The 13,575-nt window shown below is 35.5% G+C and carries 15 protein-coding genes and 1 pseudogene; 15 read left to right on the top strand and 1 reads right to left on the bottom strand.

Going from position 1 to position 13,575, the window contains the following annotated elements; genetic code table 11:
* From RFK25_RS04725 to RFK25_RS04710, 4 genes are all read left to right on the top strand, one after another.
* Positions 1-305 (top strand): hypothetical protein (locus RFK25_RS04725; protein ID WP_332411856.1); only part of this gene is annotated, 305 nt, incomplete at its 5' end.
* Positions 306-417: 112 nt separating this feature from the next.
* A complete protein-coding gene (locus tag RFK25_RS04720) occupies positions 418-780 on the top strand; it encodes an SAG1252 family conjugative relaxosome accessory protein (RefSeq protein WP_029174876.1) in 363 nt (120 codons plus the stop codon).
* A gap of 2 nt (positions 781-782) precedes the next feature.
* Positions 783-1,148 carry a plasmid mobilization relaxosome protein MobC gene (mobC, locus tag RFK25_RS04715; RefSeq protein ID WP_043029183.1) on the top strand — a complete coding sequence of 122 codons (366 nt, stop codon included), beginning with the start codon at positions 783-785 and terminating at the stop codon, positions 1,146-1,148.
* Positions 1,135-3,009 (top strand): SAG1250 family conjugative relaxase, encoded by a 1,875-nt coding sequence (locus tag RFK25_RS04710; RefSeq protein ID WP_074390462.1) that lies wholly within the window; start codon positions 1,135-1,137, stop codon positions 3,007-3,009. Before mobC ends, RFK25_RS04710 begins: the two co-directional genes overlap by 14 nt.
* Before the next feature lie 104 nt (positions 3,010-3,113).
* On the opposite strand, the gene RFK25_RS04705 is transcribed toward RFK25_RS04710, so the two are convergent.
* Positions 3,114-3,977: a helix-turn-helix domain-containing protein gene (locus RFK25_RS04705; protein WP_074390463.1), complete on the bottom strand. Its 864-nt coding sequence runs from the start codon at positions 3,975-3,977 to the stop codon at positions 3,114-3,116.
* Positions 3,978-4,170: 193 nt separating this feature from the next.
* On the opposite strand from RFK25_RS04705, the gene RFK25_RS04700 reads away from it, so the two are divergent.
* The 11 genes and pseudogenes from RFK25_RS04700 (at position 4,171) to RFK25_RS04640 (ending at position 13,574) form a co-directional block, all read left to right on the top strand.
* On the top strand, positions 4,171-4,335 hold the full coding sequence (locus RFK25_RS04700; RefSeq protein WP_141666435.1) for a PhrA family quorum-sensing system peptide: 165 nt from the start codon (positions 4,171-4,173) through the stop codon (positions 4,333-4,335).
* Between the two features lie 21 nt (positions 4,336-4,356).
* Positions 4,357-5,634, top strand: coding sequence for a YcaO-like family protein (locus RFK25_RS04695; protein ID WP_332411849.1), 1,278 nt, complete (start codon positions 4,357-4,359; stop codon positions 5,632-5,634).
* 20 nt (positions 5,635-5,654) lie between these two features.
* The gene (locus RFK25_RS04690; RefSeq protein WP_043029127.1) at positions 5,655-6,497 is read left to right on the top strand and encodes a SagB/ThcOx family dehydrogenase; all 843 of its coding nucleotides are present in this window, start codon (positions 5,655-5,657) and stop codon (positions 6,495-6,497) included.
* A gap of 8 nt (positions 6,498-6,505) precedes the next feature.
* Positions 6,506-7,735: an insulinase family protein gene (locus RFK25_RS04685; protein ID WP_074390465.1), complete on the top strand. Its 1,230-nt coding sequence runs from the start codon at positions 6,506-6,508 to the stop codon at positions 7,733-7,735.
* 14 nt (positions 7,736-7,749) lie between these two features.
* Positions 7,750-8,685 (top strand): ABC transporter ATP-binding protein, encoded by a 936-nt coding sequence (locus tag RFK25_RS04680; RefSeq protein WP_043029129.1) that lies wholly within the window; start codon positions 7,750-7,752, stop codon positions 8,683-8,685.
* Complete coding sequence (locus RFK25_RS04675; RefSeq protein ID WP_043029130.1) at positions 8,678-9,430, top strand: ABC transporter permease; 753 nt, start codon at positions 8,678-8,680, stop codon at positions 9,428-9,430. Before RFK25_RS04680 ends, RFK25_RS04675 begins: the two co-directional genes overlap by 8 nt.
* Before the next feature lie 612 nt (positions 9,431-10,042).
* Positions 10,043-10,510 (top strand): zinc ribbon domain-containing protein, encoded by a 468-nt coding sequence (locus RFK25_RS04660; RefSeq protein ID WP_443035551.1) that lies wholly within the window; start codon positions 10,043-10,045, stop codon positions 10,508-10,510.
* Between the two features lie 109 nt (positions 10,511-10,619).
* A pseudogene (locus RFK25_RS04655) lies at positions 10,620-10,964 on the top strand (8-oxo-dGTP diphosphatase); the annotation flags it as partial.
* A 197-nt stretch (positions 10,965-11,161) separates the two neighbouring features.
* Positions 11,162-11,611 carry a EutP/PduV family microcompartment system protein gene (locus RFK25_RS04650; RefSeq protein ID WP_248033395.1) on the top strand — a complete coding sequence of 150 codons (450 nt, stop codon included), beginning with the start codon at positions 11,162-11,164 and terminating at the stop codon, positions 11,609-11,611.
* Between the two features lie 9 nt (positions 11,612-11,620).
* Positions 11,621-12,715 carry a threonine-phosphate decarboxylase CobD gene (cobD, locus tag RFK25_RS04645; protein ID WP_332411842.1) on the top strand — a complete coding sequence of 365 codons (1,095 nt, stop codon included), beginning with the start codon at positions 11,621-11,623 and terminating at the stop codon, positions 12,713-12,715.
* Complete coding sequence (locus RFK25_RS04640; protein WP_332411841.1) at positions 12,708-13,574, top strand: GHMP family kinase ATP-binding protein; 867 nt, start codon at positions 12,708-12,710, stop codon at positions 13,572-13,574. The genes cobD and RFK25_RS04640 overlap by 8 nt, the downstream gene beginning before the upstream one ends.
* Position 13,575 lies beyond the last annotated feature (1 nt).

Here is a 13,575-nt window from a genome sequence, read left to right as displayed (position 1 = left end):
TCATTATAGGTCATATGGGACTTTTTTTCTACACTCAAAAAGGCTCCATAATCTCCACGGTGGATTTACCCACTACAGAAATTATAGAGCCAATTTTTCGAGAGCCAAATGGCTCTTTTTCTTTTCCTGTGATAATTTTTTCAGCTCTCTCTTGTTACACTCTATCTAGTTTTAGAAAATCAACCCTTGACTTTTTCTTGGGGGGTTGGGGGCGAAGCCACCATGTTTTCTTATCGTCGGCTGACCAACCTGTAAGGTTTGGGTTCAGCTGGCGATTAGATTTTAGGTTATTGTGGACACAATAACTGAGCTCGCAAAAGCCGAAAAGCGAAGCGATGAGGCTTTTAGGAAGCACCCGTATCCCATACGGTATCGGGGCTGACCCGATAGAGGCAACTAGAGAAGGAGTATAACGAGATGACAGACCACTATCGCATTATCCGTAAGGAAATCAATCTGACACCAGAGGAACTGGAGCAGATTCAGGAGCTGATGAGGCAAGAACACGCAGAGCAATTCTCCCCCTTTGTCCGTCAAAAGCTGATGGACTTGGTTGAGAGGAAGCAGGCAGCAACGGATTGGTTTGCCTTCTGGCAGTCCCAGAAGATTGAACAAATCAGTCGAGACATTTTACAAGTGACGATCATGGCCGAACAGACCCAGCATGTCACGGCAGAGCACTTGCGAATTATCCTAACTTGTGTGCAGGAGCTGATGGCAGAAGTAGAGAAGTTTATTCCACTCAGTACAGATTTTCGTGACAAGTACATGGGAGGTTAGATATGGAAAATCGCTATCGTACCAACCTCAAAAAAGTCTTTCTGACGGACCAGGAGTTGGCAACTTTGAACGATCGTATCGGACAGAGTGGCTGTAAAAATTTCTCTGCTTATGCCAGAAAGGTTCTGCTCAATCCCAACATGACCTTCTTGACCATTGATACCAGTAACTATGAGGAACTGGTCTTTGAACTGAAACGTATCGGAAACAACCTCAATCAAATCGCACGGACCGTCAACCAGACTCACATCTTAACACCAAGCGACCGTGAATTTTTGGTGCAAGGCATTGGCCAACTCATAAAGGAAGTGGAGAAGGACTTTAACATCAAGTGCCAGCAGCTGAAGGAGTTTTATGGTCGTCACTAAGCACTTTGCGGTGCATAGCACCAAGTACCGCAAGAGCCTCATCAAGTACATCCTAAATCCAGAAAAGACGAAGCAGCTGAAGCTGGTCTCTGATTTTGGCATGAGCAACTACCTAGACTTTCCCAGCTATGGAGAGCTGGTGGAGATGTATCAGGCCAACTTGACCAACAATGATCGGCTCTATGATTCAAGAAACGACCGCCAGCAAATCAAGCAGACCAAAATTCATGCTCATCACTTGATTCAGTCCTTTTCTCCTGAAGATAATCTGACACCTGAAGAGATTAACCGCATTGGTTATGAGACCATCAAGGAATTGACAGGAGGCAATTTTCGTTTCATCGTCACAACTCACACAGACAAGGATCATATCCATAATCATATCCTGATAAATGCCATTGACCTCAATTCTGACAAGAAGCTCAAATGGGACTATGCCCAGGAGAGAAACCTTCGTCTGATTTCAGATCGCATTGCCAAAGAAGCTGGAGCAAAAATCATCACCCCTAATCGTTACTCGCATGAGAAGTTTGATACCTATCGCAGAACCAACAATAAGTTCGAACTCAAGCAGCGGATTTATTTTCTCATGGAGAACAGCAAGAACTTTAAGGACTTTATATCCAAGGCTCCCGCTCTAAACGTGGAGATGGACTTCTCTCGCAAGCACGCCAGATTTTTCATGACTGACCGAGACATGAAGCAGGTCATTCGCGGGCATCAGCTGGATAAGCGACAGCCCTACACCGAGGACTATTTCAGAGAGCAATTTGCCAAACGAGCTATTGAGCAGCGACTGGAGTTTCTCTTGCCTAGAGCACGTGACCTCGCTCATCTTTTGGAAATGGCAGAACAGGTAAACCTGACAATCTCTCCGAAGAAAAAGCATGTGACCTTTACCTTGGTCGAGGACGACCGAACCATTTCCATTGAGAATAAAAAGGTCAGCACCAAACACCTCTACGATGTTCAGTTTTTTGAAGACTATTTTGACAAAAGAGAAATCACACCAGAACTTGACTGGGCTAACCTATTCTCAGATTTTAAGAATTATCAAGAAGAGCAGGACCAGAATAAACTTCCTAGTGAGGAACTCTTGGCAGCCTACAAAGAATTCAAGGAGAAGCGAGATAAGATACAGGAGTTTGAAGTTGTACTAGCAGATCATCAAATTGATAAGCTGGTCAAGGACGGTATCTTTATCAGGATGACTTATGGCATCAAAAAAGACGGCATGGTCTTTATCCCAAACCGTAACTTGGATATTCATGAGAGCGAGCAGGGCAAGGCCTACCATGTCTTTATCCGAGAGACTGCTCAATTTTTCATCTACAATAAAGAGAACTCTGATTTCAACCGCTATATGCGAGGACGTGAACTAATTCGTCAACTCACTCAAGACAGCAAGCATCTCCCTAAACGCAGACGGCCAACCATGGCCAGTCTCAAAGAGAAAATAGCAGAGCTTAATCTTCTTATTGAATTAGACATCAACAACAAATCTTACCAGGAAGTCAAAGATGAGTTAATCAAGGACATCGCCCAGTTGGATTTGACCATTACGGATTTACAGGATAAGGTCGCTCATCTCAACAAGGTCGCAGAAGTCCTGCTCAATCTCAACAACTCCGATCCAGAAAACAGACGGCTTGCCAGATATGACTATGGCAAGATGAATCTGACACCAGCCATTAAACTGAAGCAGGTGGAGAAAGAAATTGAAGAAAATCAAAATTCCCTAACAAAATGGATAGATGATTACGACTATAAGGCTAGGAGATTAGAGAATTTTGTAAGCATACTTGATAATACAAGAAATCAAAATATCACTAAATTAAAACAGGAAATAAAATTAATCTAGTTGTTTGAGATTTCATGGGAAAATTGTAAGGCTGACAGTATTAATCTAACTATCAGCCTTACAGGCTATTTAATGTTTAAGTAGCACTCCAATATCAAGATAAACTAAAAAGCATCTAGTTCCTTCAAATAATTCTCTATCTTCATCAGCATTAAAGGATTGTTATAAATCTTGCATAGCTCTCTTGCTTCTATATAATAATTTTTGACTTGTTCTTTACCAAGGAATTGTGTTCCACAATTTCCAACGAGAACGAGCAGGGGAGCTAGTTGGTAACTTGTTTGCCTCTCTTTACAGAGTTCGATAGTCTCAAGGGCTTCTTGCATGGCTTCGTTGTATTTTTCTTTTGAGACTAAATAGTGAGCATAGTTGTAACGAACTCTGATATAACCAAACAAAAACTCTTGATGGTCCAAATTTTTTGTCTGATACAACTCTATTAAATGAGAGTAGTTTGCTTCATAATCTTCTTCACGACCAACAAGGGAATAGAAGTTAGACAGTGTGTTTAATACCTTTAAGTAAATCAGAGTATTTGAGGATATTTTTGATAATATATTTTCTAAGTAAGAAATGGCCTCATGCTTACGGTCATATTGGTAAAAGTCAATAATAGCTTTAATCCACTCAAGGTACATCCTGTCTTCTAATGTAAGAAAGGTGCTTCGCTCCAACTCTATCTTATAAAGATATTCTAAATCGTCATAATTTCTATCATCCAATAGACGAGCAGATAAATGCTTGAAATTAGAGAGGTTAGATTTAACTTCAATTTGTTCATTGAAAAAGTAATCTAATGGAACTTCAAGTCGTTGAGAAAGCTTGAACAAAAGATCTGCGGAAGGCATGAAATGCCCCCTCTCAATTTTACTAATCTGGCTTTGTTCACAAATTCCTTCAGCAAGAGTTTTTTGTGAGAGACCCAACTCTTTTCTTTTTAATCTGAATTTCTCGGAGAGTGTATTCATAAAAGATAATAGTCCTTTCTATTTATTCAACTTAATTATATTTCTTTTAGTTCAAAATAGCAAGTTACAAGAGCAAAAAATTACTTAATGTAATAAAAAAAAGAAAAAAAGTTCAAATAACTATAAAAGAACTTGACTAAATAAAATATATCTGTTAGAATAAAGGCAAGAAAAAAGAAAGGGGTTTCATTCTATGAGGAGAAAACGTGGAATTAATAAATTGGTTACATTTGCATTACTAGGTATTCTTACATTTAGTAATACAATCCCCTACCAACAGTTTATTCAAAAGAATAAATTGTTGGAGATTCAAGTACAAAAAAAGTCTAATGGTCTTGATGTTGGGAAGGCTGATTAGTATTTAATCAAAAATCCTTTTGTGTCTGATAGGCTTGTTAACAATAAACTAGGTATTGTTAAAGATTTATTTTATTGGTTGCCTGAGCGTGATGATGCTAGGGTATTTCTTGTAGCAGCTATTGCTCAAAACTTTTCAAGAATGGGAATTGAGGTTTCAACATCTTTTAATAGCGGTGCTGGACTCACATTTGAATCTGCAGCTAATGCTGCAATAGGGGAGACTATAGAGAGATACTGCTCGGCGTTTATACAGTCTTCAGATTTAGTGCTTGGATCGTATAAAGAATTGTCAAATAAATATTGCTGTGTCTCCCCCAAAAAATTTGCTTTCTATAACAAATTTCAGTATCTAGAATCAGATTTTCCTTTTAGTATTTTTAATGAATCAACAACAGTTAACTGGACCTTTTGTAAAAAATTAGGAAAAAAGGAAGATTACTTGATTCCAGCAGCAGTTACCTATTTACCATACTATCCGAGTAATGATGAGAAATTAATTTGGTATCCTATTTCAACTGGATTGTCATGTGCTTCTGATGATGAGGAAGCTATTGTTAAAGGAATTTTCGAAGTGATTGAGCGTGATGCTTTTAGTATTTTATGGTATAACGAGCTTCCTTTGCCTAAGATTGATATAACCTCCAATGAAGAAGTTTATCAATTGTATAAAGAAAGATTTGAAATACCTGGATGTAAATACACTTTAATTGATATGACACTTGATACAAAAATTCCTAGTGTTTTAGGAATCTTAGAGGATGAGCGAGGTGGAATTTTAATTGCAGCAGCGACTAGGTTGACACTAAAAGAAGCAGTGATAAAAACTTTTATAGAGTTATCACAAGGTCGTATTAGTTGGAAAGAAGATTTTGTTCAGGGAAGTAAAGAGAAGTACTGTGATGATTTTTCTGATATTCGAGACTTTCATAGCCGAGTGATGCTATTTACTAAAAAATCCATGAAGTCACATTTTAATTTTCTACTTCATCAAAATTGTACAGTAGAAATTCAAGATGAAAAAATTTTGCCATATGATGAGCAACTTAAAATTTTATATGAAAAAATTTCAAATTTAGGATATGATATTTTTTATAAGAACTTGACAACAAGTGATGTTTATAATCTGGATTATAGAGTATATAAGGTAATAATACCTGGTTTTATAGAGATTACAAATGACCATTTATATCCTAGAATTGGAGGAACTCGTATACATGATGTTCCAGTAACATTAGGACTATTAAATAAGCCAAAAACAGTGGATGAATTTAATAAAATTCCTCATCCATTTCCGTAATCATAAGGAGCACTGATATTATGAGTAAAATATCTTCGATTGAGATACTTTCAAAAAATGCATTTGAAAGTAATATTATAAATAAATATAATTTTCAAACGTTTCATGAAATTACTAAATTAAATATTTTGAGAGAAAAAATATTAGGGAAAAATATTTCTCAAATTATTTCTAATCCTGTTTTTATTGAAGGATCGGTCAACTCATCGCATTCTTTTGTAACCTTTCCTAAGATAAATCTACCCTCCGATTTTACCGATTATGAGAGAGAAACTAAGGAATTTAGAGAAATTTTATTTTCTAGAAGAAGTACCCGTGAATTTTCATCAGAAAGCTTAACTCTAAGCGAGTTAAGTTATATTTTGAATTCTAGTTATGGAGTTAGTGGAGCACTTGAAAATGTAGAAAAAGGATATTATCAAGAGCTGAGAACTTCTCCTTCTGCGGGAGGATTGTATCCCTTAGAAATATATTTTTATGCTAATAATATTGAGGGATTGGAGGTGGGGGTTTATCATTATAACCCTTCAGAGCACAATCTATCTGTTTTGCAAAAAGGAGAACTTGATTTATCTAAGTATACCTCTTATTCAAGTATTGCGAAAAAAGCAGCGTGCGTAATATTTATTACTGCAGTTTTTCCAAGATTATCCTATAAATATGGAGAGCGTTCATATAGGTTTGTACATTTAGATGCAGGGCATCTAGGACAAAACATTTATTTATCTGCTGAGAGCATTGATATTGGTACGCTAGCTATAGGAGGATTTTTTGATGATGAAATTAATAACTTACTTGATATTGATGGTGTTACAGAAGGAATCGTTTACGAGTTCTTAATCGGACATAAAGATGAAGGTTAGGTGATTTAATGTCAAAAACTTTCTGTCAATCAACATATAGTAATGTAGAGGTTTTTAAAGTCAGAGGATTTGATCTAGACGAATTATTAATCTGGTTCAATATTGGGACTATGAATGAAAAAAAAGATTTTCATGGAATTGTGCATCTAACGGAACATTTACTTTCTAATATAACTTATAAAGGGATGTCTTTTTCTGATTTTTTAGCCTCCAAAAATATCAAACTAGAAATGAGAACTGGCTTGGATAGTATGTACATCTATCTAGTTTCGCCATTAGGGAAGATTTCTGATAATTTTCGTGAAATTTTTGAATATCTGATACATGGTTCAATTTCTGAAGTTGATTTTTTCAAAGAGAAGCGTATCATTCATAAAGAGAGGATTTCAAGAAAATTTGATAGATTAAAATTGTATCAAGATGAATTGAATAGTTTAATCTGGTCAAAAGAGCTAAATGTTGATATTTTAGGAAAAGATTTAAACAATATAAAATTAGAAGATGTACTAAAAATTAAGAGCAACTTATTTTTTTCAAGCAGCATGAAGCTTTATTTTTCGGGTGAAATATCTGATAAGTCTATTAAGGATACGTTGGATGACTTATTATTAAATCGAGAGGGCATCGATGAAAATCCTATTGTTGTTCAGAATAACTTAGTTGATTATTTTAATATAGGATACTCTGATAAGGTTCTTGATAGTAACCCAGGAGTTATGGTCTCGTTGTCTTATCTTTTTGATGAAGTTTTGTGTGAAAAAGAATCATTGATTTTATCTCTTTTGTGTTTACTAATGGTCAATGGGACGAGTGGTTTCCTATTTGATAACTTAAGGAAAAAATTGGCAGATTTATATTTTATAGTTGCTCGATCTTACTATTATTTTGATACACCTATTTTTGAAGTACAGTATATAGATTCAAAGGAAAACCTAGAGAATATTTCGGAAATAAATGAGTTTATATTGGATGTTTTTAGATCATCTGAATTTATCGGATATATAAAATTGCATTTAGAAACCTGTAAAACGGAGCTTACTAATATAATTAATTGCCAAGTTAATTCTGGAAGTATGAAAATGTTTTTTATTTATTTGGCTAAAGAGCATCAAATTGGTCGGAGGCAGATAGTATTAGAATCTACGTTGAATTTGCTGGATAGTATAACATCAGAAGATATTTCACACTTTTTGGATAAAATATCAAGTAGAAAATTTTCAATAGTTATTCTTAAATAAAATAGGGAGGTTTTATGTTTATTAAGGTCAATAATTTAGGCTATTCTTATAATGGTAAAAGTATCTTATCCAATATAACATTCGGTATTGATAGAGGGGAAGTTGTTGCAATTGTAGGAAAAAATGGTTCTGGTAAAACTACACTTTTTAATTGTCTACAAGGAATATACACAGATTACAGTGGAGAAAGTATTGTTCTCAACAGTAATTCTAAAGATAGAGCATCAGACTTATTGAAGAAAATAGGGGTTCAATTTCAAACGAACAAATTTTTTAACAAGATAAAAATTTGTGAGCTCTTTGAATTTATAGGTGCTTTATATAATATTTCGTTGTCAAAAAAAGAGATTTGTGAGCTTTTAGAAAAAGTAAGCTTGAAGGAGGCTTATGATAGTTACATTTCTGATTTATCAGGTGGACAGCAACAGAGGATTGCTTTAGCGTTAAGTATGATAAATGACCCTGAAATTATCTTTTTTGATGAGCCTACCTTAGGATTAGATATTCAAACTCGAAAGGAACTTTGGAACATTATAAAAGGATATAAAAAGAATGGGAAAACAATTTTATTAACGACACATTATATAAATGAAATTATTGATGTGTGTGATAGATTAATAATAATTTATCAAGGGAAAATTGCTTATGATGATTCAGTCGAGAACGCATTTAATAGTTTGCCGTATTCACATAAGATAGTATTTGATTACAGTTTGGCTGGAATAGATAAAGATTTTCTTCAATCTAATATATCTAAATATTTTAGTGAAAACGAATTTCGTTTTATGGATGAAGAGTTACTGATTTTTTTTAATGATTACGAAAAAACTCTTACGACGTTATCGCGATTATGTGATAAGGAAAAGATAGAGTTGAGGGGTGTTTCTATTTCGGAAATGGATTTGGAGGATATGTTTTTAATTATAACCGGAGGTAATATACATGCGTAGTATCATGAAATTTATTAAATCATTTTTTTTAATGGAAATCCGAAATAGACAAGCAGTGATTACAGGAACTCTTTTGCCGATATTAATGCTTATTTTGATGGGAACGGCTGGTTCTTCGGAGAGCAGGGAGGGAATGTCCTACATGACATATATCCTTCCTGGTATCTTAGGTATGTCGTATGCTTCAACAGGTTTGATAGCATTTCCGATTATGTTATCGAGTTATAGAGAAAATGGATTTTTGAAATTTATAAAAGTAACTCCCGTCAAAATTTCAAAGATAATTTTTTCTTTAATCATAACTCAAATAATTTTGATGTTTTTGCAAACGTTACTGGTATTAGTTTTTTGTAATTATATTTTAAAATTAGGCCTAAAATATAGTTTTCCCAATATAATCTGGCTTTCTATAGTTCTTGTACTGAGTGCGATTTCTCTAGTATTGATAGGTTTGATTATAAGTATCCTATCTAAGAATGTAAAAAATACTTCGGTTTTTGGAAATTTAGGTAATCTACTTTCAACATTTTTAGGAGGAGCATTTTTTCCGACGGATGTCTGGCCACAATTTTTACAGCCATTAGTTAAAGTTAATCCTCTAACACATATGATTGCGATGTTAAGAAGTAGTTTAATTTATAATGATTTTGTGTTATCTGATATTTGGAACTATACGTTTTATCTAGTTCTTATGATTGTAGTATGCTTTGTTATTTCATTTAGATATTTTACTTATGAAGCTTAAGTAATTATGTATTTGTTTTTGACTCTTAGATAAAACAATGGCCTAGATATATAATAGATTTTTTATAAAAGAATTGTAGCAAGTTCGAAAGAACTTGCTTTTTTATTTATAGCATATGTCCTTGCTAAGATATCCTATCTTTAATGACAATGGGTATAACTGATTAGAAAAGTATTTTTTAATTGGTGAAACTATGATTAGCGGTGAGTACACCAATATATAATTGTTAATTGATTGTCTGAAATTTTGAAACAAAATCACTATATTTTCACTCTTATTAGTGAGGAGAAATTCTCGAGCTGAAAAATAAGTGAGAAATAGCTATGGTTGAGATAAGAAGCCCTCCATTTATGATACTTAAAAATAAATATAAGTGGAGGAATTAATGAAATATTGCATATTTGTTAGAGGTAAGAAGGTATCTGTTAGCGAGGAAGTGTATAAAGGTTATTGGAAACTTGTTAATCATCAAAAGTACTTGAATAGAAAAGATAGAAAATTCGGTGTATTGAAGCGATTATTTCACCAGACCAATTTGAACAAGTTGCTCGATTAAAAGCTAAGAAGGTTACCCATAAAAAACACTCTCAGCCTCCTAAAATTCCTAGTATTTTGACAGGCCTGATTCGTTGTGAACACTGTGACCATTCTTTAATTGGGCACTACAATCATCAAGGTTACCAATATTTTTCCTGTCGCTATTGTAAAGGACAAGGAGAAAAAATGAAGTCCTGCCGAGTAGATAGGATTGAACAATCAATCAAGGAGAAGCTTGGACAAGAGGTGGTTAAGTCCCGCCCAAAAGCTTCTAAGACTAGAGTTCTTAGAGAGATTGAGCGATTAAAGAGACAAAAACTATCCTTTTTCCAAGACTACAAGGATAGCCTGATGACTAGGGAGGATTACATTACTAAGAAAATGGTAATAGACAAAACTGTTAGGAATTTAGAAGAACAGCTGAAAGAAGTTAATACATTTCAGTTGTTGAGTAATGATAGGTTAACAAAAGAAATAGTTAGCACTCACATTGAAAAAGTAGTTGTTGACTGCCTCGGATTTTTTACAGTTATCTATAAATAGTTGAAGAGGAGACTTGAATCGTATCAAGTCTCTTTCTTGATAGGTTGATTTGTGATACAATTAGTGTGAAATCTAGTAAATAAATAGTGTCAGTTACTTGACATAAGAGGGTCATATTGAAGAAGGTGAAAATTTCCATGACTCTGTTGTTCGCGAAGTTGAGGAAGAAACGGGTTTGACCATTACAAATGCTCGCTTGGTTGGTGTCAAACATTGGCCTGACAAGGAAGGCCATCGCTATCTAGTTTTTCTTTATAAGGCAACGGAGTTCACTGGAACGCTACATTCAACGGAAGAGGGGGAAGTGCGGTGGGTCAAGAAATCGGACCTTCCTCAGATGAATTTGGCCTATGACTTGTTAGAAATCCTGAAGGTTATGGACAATCCTGAATTGTCTGAGTTCTTTTACACACAAAAAGGAAGCGATGGGGATTGGGATAGGAATTTTAGGTAGGGGTGCTTGATTTTTTGAGTTGACGAAGACTTGAATATAGTATATACTATACTTGTTAATATATAAAAGGCAAAGGGGCCTGTTGTTCGCAATGAAGCGGAAGTTTTGGAACAACGGGCTAACTTTGCCTTTTTATTTCTAATAGTATTTTAGGAAATTGAATTTCTCCTTTGACAATAGCTTGAGAGGATGATTGTATGGGACTTGAATCAAAAAAAATTATGTTTGTAGGTCCAGTAGGTGTTGGGAAAACGACACTGACACAACGTTTGAAGGGGCTTGATATCACCTATTTTAAAACACAAGCTATCCAATTTTATGATTCTATTATCGATACACCTGGTGAATTTTTACAACATCGGCGCTATTACAATGCTTTATCTGTAACAGCTGCAGAGGCGGAAGTGATAGGTTTACTAGCTTCGGCAACCGCTACTATGCAAACATTTCCTCAGGGGTTTTCATCTTTATTTAATAAACCAGTGATTGGCATTATCACCAAGGTTGATTTAGTAACAGACCCTAGCGGCCTTGAGAAAGCTAGAGCACAATTACGTGCAGCAGGTGCCAAGGAAATCTTTGAGGTATCTTTAGAGGATAATACAGGTATTGAAGCGATTCAAACCTATTTGACAAAGGAAAGTTGAGGTGATGGGATGAAGGTAGAACATGGAGGAAATATGAATCAGCTTGCCTCTGATTTTGGTTTTCGCCCAGAGGATTGCTTAGATTTTTCTGCCAATATCAATCCATTAGGTCTTTCAGAAAAAGTAAAATCAAAGATAATAGAAACTTTAGATAGCTTAGTTCACTACCCTGATGTGACCTACTCACAGTCCAAGGCAGCCTTGGCTGAATACCATTCTTGTCCGACCCAGCAAATCCTTCTATCGAACGGTGCGGTAGAAATCTTTTATGAATTGGCTAGGTATGTAAAGCCACAAAAGATATTGCTATTAAGTCCGACATTTATGGAGTATGAAAAAGCATTTCGGCAGCAAGGTTCTGAGATTATCTACCATATACTTGAGGGAACTTATTACAGTTGGACTTTTGAATCCATCTTACCTAACTTGGAAAAGCTGTCATTTGGAGATTTGGTATTGATTTGTAATCCAAACAACCCAACAGGGACCTTGGTACCAACGGCTACATTATTACTGGTAGCTGAATTTCTAAGGCAAAAAGGAGCCTATTTGGTCCTTGACGAAGCCTTTATGGATTTTCTTACTGATATTGATTCCTATTCCATGGTAGCTCATTTGAATGAGTATCAGAATGTCATTGTTGTTCGGTCTTTGACAAAATTTTATGCTATTCCAGGCTTGAGGTTGGGGTATGCCTTATCAAGTAATATTGATTTGATTGCTGCTATTGATGAAATGCGACCACCTTGGACCATCAATGCTTTGGCAGATTCTTTAGTACCTGTTATTCTCAAGGATGACCAGTATCACCGTGCCACAGATGAGTGGCTCAAGAGTGAGCAGGAATTCCTTTATAAAGAATTGACTGCTTTGCCCGATTTGAAAGTCTTGCCACCGACTGTCAATTACATTTTCTTTGAATACGAGGGAAATGACAGTCTGAGAGAGCTTTTAATACAAGAAAAAATATTTATTCGTTCCTGCCATAATTACCACCATCTAGATGACCACCATTATCGAGTAGCCATTCGGTCAAGGGAGGAAAATGAACGATTGATTCAAGCTCTGCAATCGGTTTTAAGAAGGTGTGATGGCCATGTCTAGGAGCCATTGGTATTCATGCCCAGGTTCATGCGGGGAGTTGTTTCAGGGTGTTAAGGATGGTCAGGAATTTCTATTAACCTACGGTATCAATCGTAAGTCTTATGCTAGACTTGTTAGAGAGGAGGAAGAAACGGATTGTTCACCAGGAGAGAAGGTTTGTAAGGTTTTGAAGCAATTTGCACCTTTAAAAGATGGGTGGAAGCTTGAAAAGAAATCTACTCTTCCAATTGGGAAGGGAATGTCCAGCAGTACAGCGGATATGCTTGTTGGTTTGCAAGCCTTGGCAGTCTTTCAAAATAGGTATTTGACCGCAGAAGAATTGACAACATTTTGTTGCCAGATAGAGCCAACGGATTCGATTGCCTTTGCTGATTGGACAGTCATCAATCCCTTGACTGGTCAGATACTGTTTCAGACAGATTGGAAACCAGAACTTTATGTCTATATTCTAGAACCTAGAAAGACTGAGTGGACAGTAGATTTGGCTAGAATGACAGAATGTCCTACTTATCCAGTCCAAGCATCAGAAGGATTATTGGAAATGTTTCAGCAGGTATGTCAGTCAAAAAATGAACTTCTTTTGGGTCAGATTGCGACAACAAGTGCCCTATTAAACAACACTCGGCTACCTAAGCCTTATTTGGCGGACATAATAAGCCTAGTGAATCAAATAGGGTTACTTGGAGTTAATGTTGCTCACAGCGGAACGGTAGTGGGAATATTGATGACAAAAAGTCAATTACCATTGATATCAGTTATCGAAGCAAATTTTTCTAAGGGAGAAATTGGTAAGTATTATGACCAACGCTATCTTTCAAGGATTTGTTTTGAAGGTGTTAAAAGGGTGAAAGGAGGTTAAG

The sequence above is a fragment of the Streptococcus sp. SS-4456 genome (assembly GCF_036680365.1).
GTDB lineage: Bacteria > Bacillota > Bacilli > Lactobacillales > Streptococcaceae > Streptococcus.
This window is presented reverse-complemented; position numbering and strand designations above follow the sequence as displayed.

Coding starts and splice junctions, on each gene's coding strand:
- RFK25_RS04720 (WP_029174876.1), top strand. CDS start 418: ATGACAGACCACTATCGCATTATCCGTAAGGAAATCAATCTGACACCA.
- mobC (WP_043029183.1), top strand. CDS start 783: ATGGAAAATCGCTATCGTACCAACCTCAAAAAAGTCTTTCTGACGGAC.
- RFK25_RS04710 (WP_074390462.1), top strand. CDS start 1,135: ATGGTCGTCACTAAGCACTTTGCGGTGCATAGCACCAAGTACCGCAAG.
- RFK25_RS04705 (WP_074390463.1), bottom strand. CDS start 3,977: ATGAATACACTCTCCGAGAAATTCAGATTAAAAAGAAAAGAGTTGGGT.
- RFK25_RS04700 (WP_141666435.1), top strand. CDS start 4,171: ATGAGGAGAAAACGTGGAATTAATAAATTGGTTACATTTGCATTACTA.
- RFK25_RS04690 (WP_043029127.1), top strand. CDS start 5,655: ATGAGTAAAATATCTTCGATTGAGATACTTTCAAAAAATGCATTTGAA.
- RFK25_RS04685 (WP_074390465.1), top strand. CDS start 6,506: ATGTCAAAAACTTTCTGTCAATCAACATATAGTAATGTAGAGGTTTTT.
- RFK25_RS04680 (WP_043029129.1), top strand. CDS start 7,750: ATGTTTATTAAGGTCAATAATTTAGGCTATTCTTATAATGGTAAAAGT.
- RFK25_RS04675 (WP_043029130.1), top strand. CDS start 8,678: ATGCGTAGTATCATGAAATTTATTAAATCATTTTTTTTAATGGAAATC.
- RFK25_RS04650 (WP_248033395.1), top strand. CDS start 11,162: ATGGGACTTGAATCAAAAAAAATTATGTTTGTAGGTCCAGTAGGTGTT.
- cobD (WP_332411842.1), top strand. CDS start 11,621: ATGAAGGTAGAACATGGAGGAAATATGAATCAGCTTGCCTCTGATTTT.
- RFK25_RS04640 (WP_332411841.1), top strand. CDS start 12,708: ATGTCTAGGAGCCATTGGTATTCATGCCCAGGTTCATGCGGGGAGTTG.